Source organism: Streptomyces sp. NPDC034037 (assembly GCF_055575715.1).
In genome coordinates, this window is sequence record NZ_JBVISC010000003.1 from 909,399 (window position 1) to 926,957 (window position 17,559).

The following is a 17,559-nucleotide window of genomic DNA, read 5'->3' on the forward strand; positions in this document are numbered from 1 at the left end:
GCGCTCAGCCCGGGAACCGGCCCGTGTCGCGCAGCGCCCAGCGGCGCTCGGCGTAGGCGAGGTCGTCACGCCACAGGCGGCCCGCCGTGCGGCGCATCAGTGGGCGCAGGAGGGGGGCGGCGGCCCGTGCCAGGGCGAAGCCCCGCCGGTCGGAGGCGGCGACGACCGCCTCGACCACCGCGGTGCGCGGCCGTGGTTCCGTCGGTGCGGTCAGCGGCGTGGCGTGGGTCTCGACCACGGAGGTCGTGCCCTCGCCCTCGGTGATGCGCATGACGACGGTACGGGGGCCCGGCGCCGTGAACTCGGCCCGTACGGGCACCACCAGACGGGCCGTCACCCGGAAGGAGACGTCGACGACGAAGGCGTCGTCGTCCTCGCCCCGTGGCGCGCGGGCCACCGTCAGGTCGACGAACGAGTACGGGTGGAACCAGGAGCCGTGCCAGGGGTCGAGCCGGTTGGCGATCACGTCCTGCGGCTCGCACCGGCCGACCGCCGTGAAGACGGCGTCCAGCCCCCGGCCGGCGGCGGGGCGCACCGGCACCGGCGGCCGCGGCGAGGGCTCCTCGCCGCCGACCACGTCCAGCCGCACCCACACCAGCACCCCGTCGTCGTGGACGGGGTACGGCTCCCAGCCGGCGAACGGCGTCCCGTCCAGGGCCAGTCCGTGCCAGTGGCACACCAGCGTGCCGCACACCACCCGGCTGTCGCGCAGCGGGGCGCCGAGGTGCGGGCAGCTGCCGGGGCCGGCCCGCAGCTCCCCGGTGTCCGAGCGCCACAGCACGACCTCCTCGCCGCCCACCGTCCGGCCGAACGGGCCGCCACCGGGCCGGATGTCGCGGGACGCGCCGACGACGAACCAGTTCCCGGAGGGGCGGGCGCCGGCCCGCTTCAGCGCCTCCGCGATGAGGGCCGGGCGGGCCTCCTGCCAGGTGGGGGCCTGTTCCGCCCAGCCCGGGCCCCGGCGGCCGCGCAACGGCGGCGTCCAGCGGGCCCGTCCCCGCCCCGCGCTCACCGCCTGGTCCTCTCCCCGGCGGGGCGCGTCGGGCCGCTCGGCACCTGGCCGGCGCCACGTGAGAGCCACCGCGCGCCGGCGACACGTACGAGCCCTGCCACCGCCGTGGCCGCCCGGCGCCCCCGTGGGACGACCGCCCGTCCGTGCAGCACGTCGTACCGTCGGCGGGCGATGGCGTCCAGGATGCCGCCGTAGAGGACGAACGCGGTGCGGATGCAGGGGCGGACCCGTGGATCGAGCATGGCGATGCCCGGCTCCGCCTGCCGGTAGACGTCCCTCGTCATGGCCTCGGCGGCGACCAGTGCCGCGCGGATGCGCGGATCGCGGCGTCCGGTGCGCCGGCTCCACTCCAGCAGCGGGCGGTCCACCCCGTGCGCGGCGAGCAGGTCGGCCGGCAGATAGACACGGCCCCGGTCCAGGTCCTCGCCCACGTCCCGCAGGAAGTTGGTGAGCTGGAACGCCACGCCGAGGGCCGCCGCGTGCGGGGCCGCCTCCTCGCGGGGCACGACGGTCCCGAGCACCGGCAGCATCTGCAGGCCGATCACGGCGGCCGAGCCGTGCATGTAGGCGCGCAGGTCGGCGTAGGTCGGATAGTCCGTGACACTCAGGTCGTCGCGCATCGAGGCCAGGAAGTCGGAGAACAGCGTGGGTTCGATGTCGTACCGGGCCGCAGTGTCGGCGACGGCGCGGACCACCGGCTCGTCCCCGGCGCCCGTGCGCAGCCCCTGCGCGAGGTCGCTCTCCAGCCGTTTCAGGAGGCGGTCGCGGGCCACCGGCGTCAGGCGCCCGTCGAGGTCGTCGACGATGTCGTCCGCCCAGCGGGCGAAGCCGTACAGCGCGTGCACGGCGGAGCGGCGCTCCAGGGGCAGCAGGCGGGTGGCGAGGAAGTAGGTGCGGCCGTGGCGGGCGTTGAGCAGGCGGCAGCGGGCGTAGTCGGCGCGCAGGGCGGGGTCGGTGATCCCCGCCGCGTCCAGTTCGCGGCGGGTCATCGGGGGCCCCGGCCGGGGAAGCGGGCGGCGGCGAGCTTGCCGCTGATGAGGACGGTCGGCACGCCCACGCCCGGCGTGGTCCCGCAGCCGGCGAGGACGACGTTGTCCAGGCCGCGCACGAGGTTGCGGGGCCGGAAGGGGCCGGTCTGGGCGAACGTGTGCGAGACGGAGAAGGGGCTGCCCGCCGCGTGCCCCTGTTCCGCCCAGTCCAGCGGGGTGACCAGCAGTTCCTCCTCGATGCTGGCCCGGAACCCGTCCAGGCCCCGGCGCTCCAGTTCGGCGGCCAGGTCGTCGCGGTAGCGCGGCCCCAGGTCGCGCCAGGTGGCGCCGGAGGGGCCGACGGCGGTGTTGGGGCACGGCGCGAGGACGTAGTGGAGGTGCCGGCCGGGCGGGGCGAGGGTGGGGTCGTGGGTCGTGGGCCGGGTGATCAGCAGGGAGGGGTCGCTCATCAGCTTTCCGGTGCGGGTCAGTTCGTCGAAGGTCCGCTCCCACTGCCCGCCGAAGGAGAGGGTGTGGTGGGCCAGGCCGGGCCAGGTTCGGTCGGTGCCCGCGTGCAGGACCACCGCCGACGGGGAGTGGCGCAGCGCCACCGGGCGCCTCGGGGCCCGGCCCAGGAGCCGGTGGGCGGTGGACAGTTCGCAGGACAGGACGAGCGCGTCGCAGGCGATGCGCTCCCCGGTGGCCAGCCGTACGGCGCGCACCCGGCCCGCCGACCGCTCCAGCGCGCTCACCTCGGCTCCCCACCGGAAGTCGGCCCCGGCGTCGCCGGCGGCGTCGGCCATCGCGCGGGGCAGCGCGTGCATCCCGCCCTTGGGGAACCAGACCCCGGCCACGGTGTCCATGTACGCGATCACGGCGTAGGCCGCGAGAGCCCGGGCCGGGGCGACCCCCGCGTACAGGGCCTGGAAGGAGAAGACCCGGCGCAGCCGGGGGTCGGAGAGGTGGCGGCCGATGCGGCTGTCCAGCCGTCCGAAGCCGCCGAGCGCCGCCAGGCGCGCCAGGTCGGGGTGGAGCAGTTGCAGGGGGGAGTCGAAGTTCGTGTCGATGAAACGCTTCATCTGCGCCCGGTAGAGCCGTTCGAGCCACTGCCGCAGCCCGCGGTAGCCGGCCGCCTGCGCCGGTCCGGCGAAGCGGCGCACCTCCGCTTCCATCGCCTCGCCGTCGGTGTGGACGTCCAGCGAGGTGCCGTCCGCGAAGTGCGCCCGGTAGGCGGGGTGCAGGGCGATCAGGTCCACGCGGCGGTGCAGGCTGTCGCCGACGGCGGCGAAGGCCTCGTCGGCCAGGTGCGGCATGGTCAGCACGGTGGGGCCGGTGTCCAGCTGGTATCCGCCGAGCCGTACGCGCCCGGCCCGGCCGCCCGGGCCCGCGTCCCGTTCGACGACCGTGACCCGGCGCCCGGAGCCCAGCAGGTGCAGGGCGCAGGCGAGCCCGGAGAGCCCGGCGCCGACGACGACCACGTGGTCGGTGCGCCCGGTCACCGTCCGCACGGCGCCTCCCCGAGGCGGGCGGGGCGGGCGCCCGAGGCGCGCTCGACCAGTGCGGCGAACTCCCGCCGTACGTCGGGCTCGGCGCCGCTCGCCTCGAAGTGCCGCAGACTCGCCGTCGCCAGTGCGGCGATCTTGGTTTCGACGGCCGCTTGCGCCCCGGTCCGCCGCAGCGCCTCGCGCATGCGCTCCACGGCGTCGTGCGGGCGGGCGGCCGTGCCGGGGGCGAGGGTGTGGGCGGCGGCCTTGTCCCCGGCGGCCCCGGCGAGCGTGAGGGCCACGGCGAGCAGGTAGGTGAGCTTGCGCGTCCGCAGGTCGTCGTCGGCCGGTTTGCCCGTCACGGCCGGGTCGCCGAAGGCGCCGTCGAGGTCGTCCCGGAGCTGGAAGGCCAGCCCCGCGCACCGGCCGGCGGAGCGCAGCGCGTGCAGGGTGCGGTCGTCCGCGCCGCTCAGGCAGGCGCCCAGCGCCAGTGGCCGTTCGACCGTGTACAGGGCGCTTTTGAGCGTGGCGATGGCCACCGCCTCGTCGAGGCCGGACGCGCCGGTCGCCTGGGCGTGGATGTCGCGGTACTGCCCGGCGACCATCTCGGTGCGCATCTCCCGCCAGTGGCGGTGGAGCCGTGTGCCGTGCGGGGAGCCCAGCGCCGTCTCGGTGAGCAGGTCGTCCGCCCAGGCCAGCGCCATGTCACCGGCGAGCACGGCGGCGGCCGTGGCGAACCCCTCCGGTGGGCCGGTCATCGCGGTGGCGCTGTGCAGGCGTTCGAACTCGACGTGCATGGCGGGCGCGCCCCGGCGCAGGCGGGAGCCGTCCATCACGTCGTCGTGCATGAGCGCGCAGGCCTGGACGAGTTCGAGGGCGGCGCCCGTGCGCAGCACCGCCGTGGCGTCACCGGAGCCGCCGGCGGCCCGCCACCCGCACCAGGCGAACGCGGTGCGCAGCCGCTTCCCGCCCTGGCGCACGAAGGCGGAGACCCGCTCGGCGAGGTCGCGGGCGAAGACGGGGTCGGTGCGGTGCGCCCCGTCCAGCCGCTCGCGCAGGACCTGCGCCAGGACCGTGTCCACCGACACGGTGGCGTCGACGGCCGTGCGGGGTGCGTCGACGTGTCGGGGCCGTTCGGCGGTGGTCGGCCGAAGTCCGAGCATGCACAGCCTCTTCTCGCTCTGGATGACCTGCCACCACTGCTTCTGCCGACGGCCCTGGGACGGATGCGCTCCCTCATGTATTGCCGCTCACACCATCTGTCGGACGCCCGTCACTCCATCGGCACACGGCTGTGAGCCTCATGGCGGTCATGGGCGGCGGTCCGGCGGGAGGGCGGCCGGGGACCATCGGGGCGCGGCCCTACGGTCGGGGGGCGCGGCCGGGTGTCCGCAGCTCGGTCAGTTCGGCGCTCAGGCCGTCGAGGAAGCGCAGCACGACGGCGAGTTCGTCGTCGCTGAACCGCGCCCGGGTGGCCTCCGTCGCGGCGGCGAGCGGCCGGAAGAAGGCGCGGGCCACGGCGCGCGCCTCGGGCGCGTAGTGCAGGTGCACGACCCGGCGGTCCGCGCTCTCGCGCGTACGGCGGATGTGTCCGGCCCGTTCCAGCCGGTCCAGGCAGGCGGTGACGGCGCCGGAGGTCAGCCCGAGGCGGTCCCGCAGCCGTCCGGGGGTCATCGGCTCGTCCGCGTCCAGGATGGCCGCGAGGGCCTGGACGTCCGTGGCGTGCAGGCCCTGGCCGGCGGCGAAGCCGTGCACCACGCGGTTCACCTCGCCGGTCAGCCGGCGCAGCCGGACGGCGAACGACTGCAGGTCCATCCGCTCCTCGGGGTCCCGCCGCGTTCGCTCCTCGCCCGGAAACCCGCTCGCGGCGGACGCCGCGTCCTCTGTGCTGGCCACCCGCTCAGCCTATAGATCCCTGCCACGGCCACCAGGCCCGGTGGCCGAGGTCGCGCACCAGCGCCGGCACCAGGAGCGAGCGGACGACCAGGGTGTCCAGGAGGACGCCCAGCGCGACGATGAAGGCGATCTGGACGAGGAATGCCAGCGGGATGACGCCGAGCGCGGCGAAGGTGGCCGCCAGCACCACCCCCGCGGAGGTGATCACTCCGCCCGTCGTGGTGAGGCCGCGGAGCACTCCCTGACGGGTGCCGTGGCGCAGCGACTCCTCCCGGACCCGGGACATCAGGAAGATGTTGTAGTCCACGCCGAGCGCCACCAGGAAGACGAAGCCGTACAGCGGCACGGAGGCGTCCGTGCCGCTGAAACCGAACACGTGCCGGAAGACGAGCGCGGAGACGCCCAGGGTGGCGAGGAAGTTGAGGGCGACGGTCGCCACCAGGAGCAGCGGCGCCACGAGGGAGCGCAGCAGTCCCACGAGGATGACCAGGATGATCGCGAGCACCACGGGGACGATGAGCGCGCGGTCGCGCTCGGCGGTGCGCTGGGTGTCGTACCGCTGTGCGGTGTAGCCGCCCACCAGGGCGCCGGCGCCGCTCACGGCGTGGACCGAGGTGCGCAGGCGCGCCACGGTCTTCTTGGCGGCGTCGCTGTCGGCGGCGTCCCGAAGGGTGGCGTTGATCAGGACCCGCCCCTCGACCACGCGGGGCTCCCCCGCGCCGGGCCTGCCCGACGTGCTCGCCGGAGCGGCGGCGGCCACTCCCCGCGTGCCCTTCACCGCCGCCGTCACGGGCTTCAGCCGATCGGCGTTCGCGATCACGACGACCGGGTTGCCCGTGCCGCCGGGGAAGTGGTCGCCGAGCGTCTCCTGGGCGGCGACCGACGGTGCGTCGTTGACGAAGATCTCGTCCTGGGGCACGCCGTGGGAGGCGAGCGTCGGGGCGAACGCGGCACAGGCCAGCAGGGCGGCGAGCGTCACCGCCCAGACCTTGCGGGGCGCCCGGTCCACGAGGTCGGCGACCTTCGTCCAGACGCCGTGCGCCGCGGACTTCTCCCGCCCGGTCCTCGGCTTGGCGGGCCAGTAGGCGGCACGGCCGAGGAGGACCAGGACGGCGGGCAGGAAGGTGAGGCTGCTCAGGACGGCGCACGCGATGCCGATGGCGCCGACGGGGCCGAGGGCGCGGTTGTTGGTGAGGTCGCTCAGCAGCAGGGCGAGCAGCCCGAGGGCCACAGTGGCACCGCTGGCGGCGATGGGGCCGAACGACCGGCGCAGGGCGGCGCTCATCGCCCGGACCTTGTCCTCGCCGGCCGCCAGCTCCTCCCGGAAACGAGCGGTCAGCAGCAGCGCGTAGTCGGTGGCGGCGCCGATGACGAGGATGGAGAGGATGCCCTGCACCTGACCGTCGACGCGGACGACGTCGCGGTCGGCGAGGGCGTAGACGACCGCGCAGGCCAGCCCGAGTGCGAAGACCGCGCCGAGGATGATGACGACGGGGAGCAGCAGGCTGCGGTAGACGAGCAGCAGGATCACCAGGACCGTGGCGAGGGCCACCGCGAGGAGTAGGCCGTCGATCCCGGCGAAGGCGTCGGACAGGTCCGCCTGGGCGGCCGCCGGGCCCGCGATCCGCGCACTGGTCCCCGGCACCCGGGCCGCCGCGCGGTCGATCCGCTCCAAGGTCGGCGCCAGTTCGTCGCCGAGGTCGGGGCGCAGCCGTGCGACGCCTTGGAGGGCCGAACCGTCCTTGGACGCCACGGCGGGGGACGCCGTGCCGACGAGCCCCGGGGCCCCGCCGAGGGACGCCAGCGCCCGGTCGGCAGCCTCGCGCTGGTCCGCCGTCAGCCGCCGCCCGTCGTGGCCGCCGTCGGCGTCGCCGTCGCCGTCGCCGTCGCCGGTCCAGACGACGATCGCGGGCAGTGTCTCGTCCTCGTCGAACGCCCGTCGCGCGTCGATGACCTTGGTGGATTCGGCGTTCCGCGGCAGGAAGGCGGCCTGGTCGTTGGTGGCGACCTCACCGAGCCTGCCCGCGTAGGGGCCGAGCGCGCCGCCGATCGCGAGCCAGGCGAGGAGCATCGCTACGGGGACCAGCCGACGTGCGAGCCGGGTACGGGTGGACATGGCACTCCCAGGACGCTCGGAAGCGGTGGATCGCCACTTCCTGGCACGGCGGTGACGACGCGACGGTGAGTCGATGACGGCTCGACGGTGAACAATCTCAATCATTGAACCATCTGGGCGTGGATCCGCCTACCGCTACTCCCGTCACACCCGGGCGTCGGTCCGTCAGGGGTGCAGCGCCGCCCAGGTGTTCGGGCCCACGAAGCCGTCCGCGGTCAGGCCGACGCTCTGCTGGAAGTTCTTGACGGCGGCGAGGGTGCCGTCGCCGAAGATCTTGTCCATGGTGACGGTCTTGTAGCCGTACACCTTGTTGAGCACGCACTGCAGGTGCCCCACGGCGTCGTTCGCGTGGCCCTTGCCCAGTTCCGGGTGGGCCCCGGTGTAGGGGCAGTGGCGCCACTCGCCGTCGGTGGCCTGCCTGGTGCCGATGTTCGCGGTGGCCGCCGTCCCCGTCTCCTGTCCACCGGACGGGTCGGCGGAGGCGAGCGCCACGGCGGGGCCGGTCAGGAGGGCGCAGCCGAGCAGTGCGGCGGCGAGCGTGCGGACACGGGCGTGGCCGCGTCGGTCGAGTCGTGTGCTCACGGTGAACCTTCTCCCGAACTAGGGGTCAGAACCAGGGACAGCGGGGCAGCCCCGGGTACGGGTGCTTCTGCGTCTCCACGACCTTGGCCGGGACCATGCCCCAGCCCTTGATGCCGGGCAGGCTCACGACTTCGTCGCCCTGGGTGTAGTACCAGACCTTGTTCCCGTCGGGGGCCGCGTCGCCCTCGGTCCAGCACACGAACCAGCTCGGCGAGAACTTGAGGCGGCCGGTGACCGGGGCGTTGAAGGCGGGGCGGCCGAACGCGTCGGAGGCCCGGTTGTCGCAGTACAGGTCCAGGGTGAAGACGTTGCCCAGCGTGTCCTTGTGCGGTGTGTTCTGCCGCAGCGAGCAGGTCGCCGACGCGTCCGCCGGGCCGGGCGCCGGCCCGGAGGGGCTCGCCTGGGCGGCCGGGGTGAGCACGCCGGTCAGGGCCAGGCAGAGCGCGGCGCCCGCGAGGGCCGTGCGGCGGCTTCGGCCGGAGAGGGTGGGTCTCATGCGCGTGCTCCAGGGGTCCGGGAGGGCGACGGAGTCGTGGACGGTGTGCGGTGCCGGGCGCCTACGACCAGGTGCACTGCTTGAGCCCCGGCACCGGATGCGTGGCGGAGGCGAGTTCGGCGGCCGGGAGGTAGCCCCAGCCCTTCGTGGTACGGCTGCCGGAGACGGTGTCGCCCTGCGTGTAGTACCAGATGTCCGCGCCCTGGTACGGGCTGCCGCGCTTCCAGCACACGAACCAGCTGGGCGAGAACGCGATCTGGCCGTTGACGGAGCTGTCGGTCGTGGACTGCACCCGGATCGAGCCGGTGGTGTGCGAGCAGACCGCGTCCCCGAGGAAGTGCATCCCGGTCCAGTCCGTGTGCCGGGCGTCGGGCCGCGCCTGGCAGCTCGCGGCGACCTCCATGGAGGCGGAGGCCGTGACCTGGGAGGCCGGTGACGCGGTGAGGGCGGCGGCACAGGCGAGGGCGCCCGCCAGGACCGTCCACCGGTCCCGGCCGCCGACCCGCCGCCTCCGCCTCGCGGGGCGAGGGCCCGTCGTACCGTGCGGCGTGTCCCCGGCGCGGCCGTCCGCGCGTCGTCTGCGGCTCATGTCCCACTCTCCCCCGGCGGCTCGGTCCTTCCCGCTCGTCCGCGGCGCTGCGGCCCACCGCGCTCCACGCGTACGTCCGATCGTGCCGAAGGGGGCTGACATGCTCCTGACGCATAGTCCTCTCCCGGGTGGCGGGCGCGCGTGCCATCGTGGGGAGGCGGCCGGTCCGGATGACGTCGGGATGAGGAGCGTACGTATGCGCGGCACCACGGTCCTGCCCGGCGAGGGGAACAACGGCGAGCCGACCGGGGAGGGCATGCCGACGCACCGTCTCGAGGTGCCGATGCCCAACGCGCTGCCGTTCGCCATCGGCACGTTCGACACCATCGGGCCGATGTCGCGCGCGTCGTTCCCGCACCGGCACACCTTCCACGAGATCGTCCATGTCACCGGCGGCACCGGCCGGCACGTCGTCGACCTCGCGGGGTTCGCCCTGCGCCCGCCCCACCTCTGCTTCATCTGCCCCGGCCAGGTCCACCACTGGGAGGGTGTGAGCGGCCTGCGGGGCCGGGTCATCCTCTTCACCGACGACTTCCTCGTGGATCACCCCGCGGACCGGGACACGCTGCGGGAACTCGGCCGGCGCTCCTGGCTCGAACTGCCCGGCGAGGCGGCGGACCGGGTGGCGCGCCTGGTCGCGGAGCTGGACGACGAGTACCGCACGGGCGCCGACGGGTTCCAGGGCGTGCTGCGGGCCCTGCTGCACGTCCTGGTGGTACGGGCCGCGCGGCTGCCCGCGCAGCGGCCGGCGTCCCCGCCGCCGCCCTCGCGCCCCGGGTCGGTGGCCGCCCGGTTCGCGGACCTGCTCGGCACGCCGGAGGGAGCGCCCCCCTCGGTGCGCACCTGCGCGGAGCACCTGGGCGTCTCGGTGAGTTATCTGAGCGAGGCGGTGAAGGCGTCCACCGGTCGGACGCCGGGCGAGCTGATCCGGCAGGCGCGGGTGCACGAGGCCAAACGTCTGCTGCTGCGCACGGAGTTGTCGGTGCGTCAGATCGCCGGGCGGGTCGGGTTCGGGGATCCGGCCTATTTCTGCCGCTTCTTCCGCCGGGAGACGGGCGCCAGCCCCGGGGACTTCCGCCGGGGCACCGGCGATATTCACCACGACCACCGGCTCCAGTCCATCGCCCGGGCCCGCTCCCGCACATAGCTTCGTAGCCGATCCGGAACCCACCCCACCTTTCAGGAGGAGCGATGGACGACGAGACCGGCAACCCCAAGGGACCGAGCCGCAAGGCGGTACTGAGAGCCGCCGCCGCGGTCGGCATGGCTGTCCCGGTGACCCTCCTGGGCGTCCCCGCGCTGGCCCGCACCGCGGGTGAGCGGGGCGAGGCGCCCGCGGTGACCCCGGCCTGCGACGACGGCGACGACCCGACGCCGCCGCAGATGGAGGGCCCGTACTTCAAGCCCAACTCCCCGCGCCGCACCTCGCTGATCCAGGCGGGCACGCCGGGCGTGCGGCTCACCGTCACCGGCTACGTCTTCGGGCGTGCCTGCCGTCCGATACCCCAGGTCCTGATGGACTTCTGGCAGGCCGACACCTACGGCACCTACGACAACACGGGGTTCCGCTTCCGCGGACACCAGTACACCGACGCGAACGGCGCGTTCCGGCTCACCACGGTCGTCCCGGGCCTCTACCCCGGGCGCACCCGCCATCTGCACGTCAAGGTGCAGGCACCGGGGCGTCCGGTGCTCACGACCCAGCTGTACTTCCCCGGTGAGCCGCGCAACAACACGGACCCGATCTTCGACGCCCGCCTGCTGATGAACGTCCGCACCGTCGGGAACGCCAAGGAGGCCGACTTCGACTTCGTCCTGAACGTGCCGCAGTAACCACACCCGCCCGCAGCGGCACCCTCGTACAACCATGGGCGGCTCCTGAAGGTCACGCATCGGCCCAGGAAGCCGTAACCACACGCTCCGCGCACCGCGCTGCCCTGCCCGTGAGTGGGGGCCGAAAGGCCACCGCCCACGAGCAGGGATGCGACGAGGCCGGCGCGGACCGCGCGGCGTGGCGACCAAGCCCTGGACGACTTCAGCGGCGACGGGTACTGGACCTGCTCACCGGCGTCGACGGCCGGAGCGCCTACGCGGGCTCGGTGACCCTGTGGAGTTCCCGCGCAGGCCTGACCGGCGGCACCAAGATCGCCACCTACGGCCTGCCCCTGCCGGCCGGAGACCTCGACGCTGACGGCACGACCGACCTCGCCTGTTCGCCGGGGTGCCGTATTACGGCTTCACATGCCGGCTGCCCGGATGGGCTGGCCGTGGCCGTCACCCTGGGGCGATACGCCAGTGCCGACGTCGCCATTGCCCGTGTGGGCCTTGCTGCGGTGCGAGTGCCGGTCCTGGCATGACCGATCTCCCGCCACCCGTTCGAGGAGCGCGCACGGACTCAGGGGGTACCAGGCGCCTCCCTCAGGCAGCGGTGTGCCGAGCTCGATGTCCATCGGTGGCCCCCACCGGAGGCCCGGTCGGGGCCATCGGTGTACGCGGGCTTCGGAAGGTCACTCCTGAAGTAATTATCTTCCATGTCGTTCGCGCCTCCGTTTGCTGTGTTCGTCGCAGCTACTGCCCACCGCCGGCGTCCGGCCGTCCGGCGTGGAAGCCACGGACGCGACCGGGCCGCCACCCATAGTCGCTCCCGCCCTGACCGGCGGCCCATTACCGGCAGGTCCCACAGCTGCACCGGGCAGGTGGCCGGGCCACCGGGGCCTGGGAGCGGGGTGCTGACGGCACCCCGCTCCCAGGGGATGTTTCCCTGGCCTCCGTTGCGAGCGTTCCGGTCCGAGAGCCATAGGGGGTCTCGGACCGGGCGTCACCGCTGCGGTGGCGTTCAGCGCAGGGCGCTGCCGAAGAGCGCCGTGGTGTTCGGGGACGCGACGTCCTTCGGGCCGAAGGCGACGGAGTGCGTGGCGGTCAGGCCGGTGGACGTACCGCGCAGCGACCACACCGCGCCCGCCTGGGCGTTCTCCTGGACGGAGGAGGCGGCGAGGTCGGCGCGGCCGTCACCGGTGACGTCGAGCAGCGCGGTGGCCGCACCGAACGAGTCGCCCTTCTCGGCGACGCCGGGTACGCCCGCCGTGTTCTGGTGGAAGACCTGGGCCCCGGACCCGGTCACGCCACCGGCGCTACCGCGTACCAGGACGACGGCGCCCGCGTCGGTGACGCTGCCGACGTCCTCGCCGATGACACCGACCGCGACATCCGCGTACCCGTCCCCCGTCACGTCGCCGACGGCGATCGCGCTGCCGAACCGGTCCCCGTCCTCCTCGGCGCCGGGCACGCCCGGCAGGTCCTGGTCGAACTTCTGCGTCTGCGCCGTGAGGCCGTCGGCCGAGCCGAAGGCGACCCTGACGCCCGGCTGGTAGTCGTCGTCACCGAGCACCAGGTCGTCGTAGTGGTCGCCGTTGACGTCACCGACGCCCAACTCGCCTCCCGAGCCCGGCGCCCGGCCGCGCTTGAAGCCGGTCGGGGTGCCGTACAGGACGCTGTTCCCCCACTCGCCGTCACCGTAGTAGTCGTTCATGGCGATGTCGGCGCGGCCGTCGCCGTTGATGTCGCCGACGGCCTTGGGGACGATCGGGCCCTGGACGGACGTGGGCCCGTCGATGCAGTCCCGGTCGGCGCAGGTCGGGTCGGGGCGCTGCTCGCTGTCGTAGTTCCACCACTGCGACTTGTCCATGAAGTCGAGGGTCTTGGCCGGGGTGCCGGTCCGCGCGACGGGGCCCTTCCAGAGGCGCGCCTGCTGGCCGATCGGGTCGTCTCCGTAGGAGCCCGCCCCGGAGAACAGGGCGAGGTCGGTGGTGCCGTCGCCGTCGAAGTCACCGGCCTGCGGGGTGAAACCGTGGGTGGCGATCTTGGTGCCGCCGGTCAGGCCGGACGCGGAGCCCCACAGCACCACGGCGCCCGCCGCGGAGCTCCTGCTGTCCACGCCGACGACCAGGTCGGTGTAGCCGTCGCGGTCCAGGTCGCCCTTGGTGAACGACCTGCCGAACGCCTGCTTGGCGGTGGCCGCCCCGGGCACCCCGCTCGTGGAGCGGCTGACGACCTTCTTGCGAGCCGGGTCGAGGCCGTCCTTCGACCCGTACGTCACCACCACGTACCCGGCCTTGGCCTGGCCGGAGACGGTGCCGCCCGGGGCGCCGACGACCAGGTCGCCGTACCCGTCGCCGTTGAAGTCGTCCGAGGGCTTGGCCGCCACGTCCGCGCGGCCCGCGCCGGCGGCGGCGGCCTCCGCGCTGCCCTGTCCGAGGGTGAGGGCGGAGAGGCCGCCGCCCACCAGCAGGGAGGCGGCGATCACGGGCATGGTGAGACGGGTGGTGCGACGGGCACGCGACATACGGCTTCCCTCGGTCAAGGTGCGGTTGAGCGGCCGCGGTGTGTGAAGCCACCGGTGGTTCCCCGCTGTTCACTGCGAGTCACCCGCTGGTTCACACCGGCCGATCATGTGACCTTCGACGGTGCGGGAAGGTTGTACGGGGCCTTGACCGCGGCACGTTCAGTTCGACGCCGAGGCATGCGGCTTCGCCGAGGACAAGCTCGTGCTCGTCCTGACCGAGTTCGATGGTTCCTCCTGGGACGTCAGGGCTGCGGATCGCGCCCACCCGCCCCGGCGGGTCACCCGCCCTGTCAGGCCAGCACCGCCCGTACCGTCTTGCCGCCGCGGCGGGTCTCCACGACTTCCAGGCGATGGGTGAGTTGGCGGACGAGCGCCAGGCCCCGGCCGCTCTCCCGCACGCTGCTCGGTTTCCGTACCCGGGGCCGGACCGGGCTCGTGTCGTGGACCTCGACGGTGACCCGGCCGCCGGAGACCTCCACGCGCAGCCGGCAGCCGCCGTGCGCGTGCTGCACGGCGTTGGACACCAACTCGGAGACGACCAGGGCGACGTCGTCCACGCGCTCGGCGGTCACCTCGCTCCTACGGCGGTGCGTTCTGACGAGGAACGCGCAGGCCAGCCTTCTCGCCCGGCCCGCCGACGCGGGTTCCTGCGGCAATGCGTACTCCACCCGTGCGGTGGGCCGATGGGCGCGCTGGTGCGCACGCATGGCAACTCACTTCCCCTCCCTGGGACAACCGGTCACCGCGATCTCTGTCGTCGCCACCGGGGTCGCGGTGTGTCTTGCGCGACCAGTCCTGCCCCACGGTGATGCCCCCGCCGACTGATCGCCAATCCGCCCGTCCCCTACGCCGTACCGCACCTGACGCAGCCGCTCCGACAACTCCCTTAGCGGTGTGTGACGTTGTCATGTGCCCCGGTCCTCGGCGTTGACGTCGAGATCGGGTGCGACCAACACTGGCCTGGTCCTTCGCGCCGGCGCGGGCGCGGGCGCGTACGTCCGGCCGGCCCCGGAAGGGCCGTCCACGAACCGGAAAGGCCGTCCATGCAGCAGCCGCCCCGCCCCTTCAAGGACTACCAGGACGAGATCTACCTCGACGGGCTGCGGGGCGTCGTCCCCCGGTTCCCCATGACCTTCGCCGAGCTGGAGTCCCGCGCGCACGCGGCGCTGCCGCCCTCGGTCATGTCGTACGTCGCGGGCGGGGCGGGCGACGAGCGGACGCAGGACGCCAACGTCACCGCGTTCGAACGCTGGGGCCTCGTGCCCCGGATGTTCGTCGGCGCCACCGAGCGGGATCTGTCCGTCGACCTGTTCGGCATGACCCTGCCCTCTCCCCTGTTCATGGCGCCCATCGGGGTCCTCGGCATCTGCGCGCAGGACGGGCACGGCGATCTGGCGACCGCGCGGGCGGCGGCCCGGACCGGCGTGCCGATGATCGCCTCGACGCTGTCCGCCGACCCGATGGAGTCGGTGGCCGCCGAGCTGGGCGACACCCCTGGCTTCTTCCAGCTGTACACGCCGACCGACCGCGCGCTCGCCGAGAGCCTGGTCGCCCGCGCGGAGAAGTCCGGGTTCAAGGGGATCGTCGTCACGCTGGACACCTGGATCACCGGCTGGCGCCCGCGCGACCTGAGCACCGCCAACTTCCCCCAGCTGCGCGGCCACTGCCTGGCCAACTACACCAGCGACCCGGTCTTCCGCGCCCTGCTGCCCGCCGACCCCGAACAGGACCCGCAGTCCGCGATCCTGACGTGGGTACGGGTCTTCGGCAACCCGCTCACCTGGGACGATCTGCCCTGGCTGCGCTCCTTGACCTCGCTGCCGCTGATCGTGAAAGGACTGTGCCACCCCGAGGACGTCCGCCGCGCCAGGGACGGCGGGGTGGACGGCGTCTACTGCTCCAACCACGGCGGCCGCCAGGCCAACGGCGGGCTGCCCGCGCTGGACGCCCTGCCCGGGGTCGTCGAGGCCGCCGAGGGGTTGCCGGTGCTGTTCGACTCCGGGGTGCGCAGTGGCGCGGATGTCGTGAAGGCGCTCGCGCTCGGCGCTCGCGCCGTGGGCGTCGGCCGCCCGTACGCCTATGGCCTCGGCATCGGCGGCGCCGACGGCGTCACGCACGTCCTGCGCTCGCTGCTCGCCGAGGCGGATCTGCTGATGGCCGTCGACGGATACCCGAGCCTCGCGGATCTCACGCCGGAGGCGTTGCGGAGGGTGCTCTGAGGGCGCCTCGGGTGGGCTGACGGCTCGGCGGCCCTCTCCCCCATCACCGGTCAGTGGACCATTACCGGTCAGTGGACCATCACCGGTCAGTGGACGCACGTACGTTCCATGTGAGACATTGATGTCTCATTCGAACTTGGAGTGTTCCACCATGACCCCGCAGCGTGACTCACGGCGCTGGGCCGTCCTCGCGATCCTCTCCGGCAGCCTGCTGCTGATCGCCATGGACACCACGATCCTGAACGTCGCCTTCCCCTCCCTCGTCGCCGATCTGCGGCCCAGCTCCGTACAGCAGCTGTGGATCATCGACGTCTACGCCCTCGTGCTGTCCGGGCTCCTGGTGACCGCAGGCGCCCTCGGCGACCGGTGGGGGCGCAAGCGACTGCTGCTCATCGGCTTCGGTGTCTTCGCCCTCGCCTCGCTGCTCGCCGTCTTCGCGACCGCCGCCTGGCAGGTCATCGCCGCCCGCGCGCTGCTCGGCGCCGGTGGCGCGGCGATCATGCCGGCCACCCTGTCGATCCTGCGGCACGTCTTCACCGACGCCCGCGAGCGCGCGCTCGCCTACGCCGTGTGGTCCGCCGTCTTCGGCGGCGGCATGGCGCTCGGCCCGGTGATCGGCGGCCTGCTCGTGGAGCACGACGGCTGGCACTCCGCGTTCCTCATCAACATCCCGGTGGCGCTGGTGGTCATCGCGCTCGGCCTGTGGATCCTGCCCGAGTCCCGTCAGCCCCGCCAGGGCCGCTGGGACTGGTGGGGTGTCGGCCAGTCGGTCCTCGGCATGCTCGCCCTCGCCGGCGGCATCAAGCAACTCGGCAAGGGCGGCCCCACCGACCCCGTGGCCTGGGCGCTGCTCCTCGTCGCCGCGGTGACGCTCACCGTCTTCGTGCGCCGTCAGCTGCGCATCGAGCACCCGCTGCTCCGGGTGCGCCTCTTCGCCTCGCGGCCGTTCGCCATCGCGGCGGCCTCGATCTTCCTCGGCATGATCGCGCTGGGCTCCGCCCTGTTCCTGATCACCCAGTGGTTCCAGTACGGACAGGGCTACACCCCGCTGGAGGCGGGCGTCCGGCTGCTGCCCGCGCCGCTGGGCCTCGTCCTCACCTCGCTGGTGACGCCGATCCTGATGCACCGGCTGCCGATCCGGCACGTCATGGGCGGCGGGCTGCTGCTGATGACGGCGGGCCTCGCCCTGCCCTGGCTGTTCGAGCTGTCGGGTCCGCTCGGTTACGGCCGGATCGCCGTGGCCCTGGGCGTACTCGGCTGCGGCGTCGGCATCGCGACGACCGCCGCGTCCGTGACGCTGATGGCCGCCACGCCGGCGCGGGACGTCAGCGGCGCCGCGGCCGTCGAGGAGACCTGCTACGAGCTGGGCGCGGCCATGGGCGTGGCCATCCTCGGCAGTGTCGCCACGGCGCTGTATCGCCTGAACCTCCCCGATCTGGGCCTCGGGGCCGAGAGCGCCTCGGCGGTGCGCGACTCGATCGGCGAGGCCGCGCACGTGGCGCACGGGCTGACCGGCCCGGCCGGCGCCGCCCTGCTGGCGAAGGCCTCCGAGGCGTTCACCTCCGGGATGACGCCGACGTTCCTGATGGCGGCCGCACTGCCGCTGGCCGCCGCGGCGCTGACCTGGGCGAAGATCCCGCGGGACCTGCGCCCCACGGAGAGCGCGCACTGACCCGCGGACGCCCTCGGTCCAGCTGACGGATGGCTGGATGTGCTGTATGCCCCACGCGCGCGCCCGGGTAAGAACACCACGCCGATTCAGGGGACTTGAGGACGGCGCGATGGCACATACCGATGACGACGGCACCCCCGCACCGCCCGAGCGGGACCCCTGGCACCGAAGGGCCCGGAGCTG

Annotated in this window: 15 protein-coding genes and 1 pseudogene; 5 read left to right on the forward strand and 11 right to left on the reverse strand. The window is 73.8% G+C overall.

Annotated features, from left to right (window positions below; translation table 11 throughout):
* Window positions 1-4 precede the first annotated feature (4 nt).
* The 9 genes from ACZ516_RS14575 to ACZ516_RS14615 all read right to left on the reverse strand — a co-directional run bounded on the left by ACZ516_RS14575 (window position 5) and on the right by ACZ516_RS14615 (window position 9,143).
* The gene (locus ACZ516_RS14575) at window positions 5-1,012 is read right to left on the reverse strand and encodes a DUF5914 domain-containing protein (RefSeq protein ID WP_361087733.1); all 1,008 of its coding nucleotides are present in this window, start codon (window positions 1,010-1,012) and stop codon (window positions 5-7) included.
* The gene (locus ACZ516_RS14580; protein ID WP_469010349.1) at window positions 1,009-2,001 is read right to left on the reverse strand and encodes a phytoene/squalene synthase family protein; all 993 of its coding nucleotides are present in this window, start codon (window positions 1,999-2,001) and stop codon (window positions 1,009-1,011) included. The genes ACZ516_RS14575 and ACZ516_RS14580 overlap by 4 nt, the downstream gene beginning before the upstream one ends.
* Window positions 1,998-3,479, reverse strand: a complete 1,482-nt coding sequence (gene crtI, locus ACZ516_RS14585) for a phytoene desaturase family protein (RefSeq protein ID WP_469010493.1) — start codon at window positions 3,477-3,479, stop codon at window positions 1,998-2,000. The genes ACZ516_RS14580 and crtI overlap by 4 nt, the downstream gene beginning before the upstream one ends.
* Window positions 3,476-4,627: a polyprenyl synthetase family protein gene (locus ACZ516_RS14590; RefSeq protein WP_469010351.1), complete on the reverse strand. Its 1,152-nt coding sequence runs from the start codon at window positions 4,625-4,627 to the stop codon at window positions 3,476-3,478. The genes crtI and ACZ516_RS14590 overlap by 4 nt, the downstream gene beginning before the upstream one ends.
* A gap of 199 nt (window positions 4,628-4,826) precedes the next feature.
* Window positions 4,827-5,360 (reverse strand): MarR family winged helix-turn-helix transcriptional regulator, encoded by a 534-nt coding sequence (locus ACZ516_RS14595; protein ID WP_469010352.1) that lies wholly within the window; start codon window positions 5,358-5,360, stop codon window positions 4,827-4,829.
* Between the two features lie 4 nt (window positions 5,361-5,364).
* Entirely contained in the window at window positions 5,365-7,476 is a 2,112-nt protein-coding gene (locus tag ACZ516_RS14600; RefSeq protein ID WP_469010354.1) for an MMPL family transporter, read from the reverse strand.
* Window positions 7,477-7,641: 165 nt separating this feature from the next.
* A complete protein-coding gene (locus ACZ516_RS14605) occupies window positions 7,642-8,058 on the reverse strand; it encodes a peptidoglycan-binding domain-containing protein (protein WP_361087719.1) in 417 nt (138 codons plus the stop codon).
* 25 nt (window positions 8,059-8,083) lie between these two features.
* Complete coding sequence (locus tag ACZ516_RS14610; RefSeq protein WP_358586568.1) at window positions 8,084-8,554, reverse strand: hypothetical protein; 471 nt, start codon at window positions 8,552-8,554, stop codon at window positions 8,084-8,086.
* Between the two features lie 61 nt (window positions 8,555-8,615).
* The gene (locus ACZ516_RS14615; RefSeq protein WP_361087713.1) at window positions 8,616-9,143 is read right to left on the reverse strand and encodes a hypothetical protein; all 528 of its coding nucleotides are present in this window, start codon (window positions 9,141-9,143) and stop codon (window positions 8,616-8,618) included.
* Window positions 9,144-9,339: 196 nt separating this feature from the next.
* Between ACZ516_RS14615 and ACZ516_RS14620 the strand changes: the two genes are divergently transcribed.
* The 3 genes and pseudogenes from ACZ516_RS14620 to ACZ516_RS14630 all read left to right on the forward strand — a co-directional run bounded on the left by ACZ516_RS14620 (window position 9,340) and on the right by ACZ516_RS14630 (window position 11,500).
* Entirely contained in the window at window positions 9,340-10,290 is a 951-nt protein-coding gene (locus ACZ516_RS14620) for a helix-turn-helix transcriptional regulator (RefSeq protein WP_361087710.1), read from the forward strand.
* Window positions 10,291-10,334: 44 nt separating this feature from the next.
* Window positions 10,335-10,973, forward strand: a pseudogene (locus tag ACZ516_RS14625) (dioxygenase family protein); the annotation flags it as partial.
* 269 nt (window positions 10,974-11,242) lie between these two features.
* Entirely contained in the window at window positions 11,243-11,500 is a 258-nt protein-coding gene (locus ACZ516_RS14630; RefSeq protein WP_469010355.1) for a hypothetical protein, read from the forward strand.
* 479 nt (window positions 11,501-11,979) lie between these two features.
* Here ACZ516_RS14630 and ACZ516_RS14635 read toward each other — a convergent pair whose 3' ends face one another.
* Together ACZ516_RS14635 and ACZ516_RS14640 are read right to left on the reverse strand one after the other, a co-directional pair.
* Window positions 11,980-13,485, reverse strand: coding sequence for an FG-GAP-like repeat-containing protein (locus ACZ516_RS14635; RefSeq protein WP_469010356.1), 1,506 nt, complete (start codon window positions 13,483-13,485; stop codon window positions 11,980-11,982).
* Between the two features lie 290 nt (window positions 13,486-13,775).
* Window positions 13,776-14,192, reverse strand: coding sequence for an ATP-binding protein (locus tag ACZ516_RS14640; RefSeq protein ID WP_358697999.1), 417 nt, complete (start codon window positions 14,190-14,192; stop codon window positions 13,776-13,778).
* Between the two features lie 336 nt (window positions 14,193-14,528).
* On the opposite strand from ACZ516_RS14640, the gene ACZ516_RS14645 reads away from it, so the two are divergent.
* A complete protein-coding gene (locus ACZ516_RS14645) occupies window positions 14,529-15,704 on the forward strand; it encodes an alpha-hydroxy-acid oxidizing protein (RefSeq protein ID WP_469010358.1) in 1,176 nt (391 codons plus the stop codon).
* Window positions 15,705-15,855: 151 nt separating this feature from the next.
* The gene (locus tag ACZ516_RS14650) at window positions 15,856-17,376 is read left to right on the forward strand and encodes an MFS transporter (RefSeq protein WP_469010359.1); all 1,521 of its coding nucleotides are present in this window, start codon (window positions 15,856-15,858) and stop codon (window positions 17,374-17,376) included.
* The last annotated feature ends 183 nt before the right edge of the window (window positions 17,377-17,559 follow it).

What these genes read in the sequence shown, in the direction of transcription:
- ACZ516_RS14580 (WP_469010349.1), bottom strand. Translation starts at nt 2,001, where the DNA reads ATGACCCGCCGCGAACTGGACGCGGCGGGGATCACCGACCCCGCCCTG.
- ACZ516_RS14590 (WP_469010351.1), bottom strand. Translation starts at nt 4,627, where the DNA reads ATGCTCGGACTTCGGCCGACCACCGCCGAACGGCCCCGACACGTCGAC.
- ACZ516_RS14600 (WP_469010354.1), bottom strand. Translation starts at nt 7,476, where the DNA reads ATGTCCACCCGTACCCGGCTCGCACGTCGGCTGGTCCCCGTAGCGATG.
- ACZ516_RS14610 (WP_358586568.1), bottom strand. Translation starts at nt 8,554, where the DNA reads ATGAGACCCACCCTCTCCGGCCGAAGCCGCCGCACGGCCCTCGCGGGC.
- ACZ516_RS14615 (WP_361087713.1), bottom strand. Translation starts at nt 9,143, where the DNA reads ATGAGCCGCAGACGACGCGCGGACGGCCGCGCCGGGGACACGCCGCAC.
- ACZ516_RS14620 (WP_361087710.1), top strand. Translation starts at nt 9,340, where the DNA reads ATGCGCGGCACCACGGTCCTGCCCGGCGAGGGGAACAACGGCGAGCCG.
- ACZ516_RS14635 (WP_469010356.1), bottom strand. Translation starts at nt 13,485, where the DNA reads ATGTCGCGTGCCCGTCGCACCACCCGTCTCACCATGCCCGTGATCGCC.
- ACZ516_RS14640 (WP_358697999.1), bottom strand. Translation starts at nt 14,192, where the DNA reads ATGCGTGCGCACCAGCGCGCCCATCGGCCCACCGCACGGGTGGAGTAC.
- ACZ516_RS14645 (WP_469010358.1), top strand. Translation starts at nt 14,529, where the DNA reads ATGCAGCAGCCGCCCCGCCCCTTCAAGGACTACCAGGACGAGATCTAC.
- ACZ516_RS14650 (WP_469010359.1), top strand. Translation starts at nt 15,856, where the DNA reads ATGACCCCGCAGCGTGACTCACGGCGCTGGGCCGTCCTCGCGATCCTC.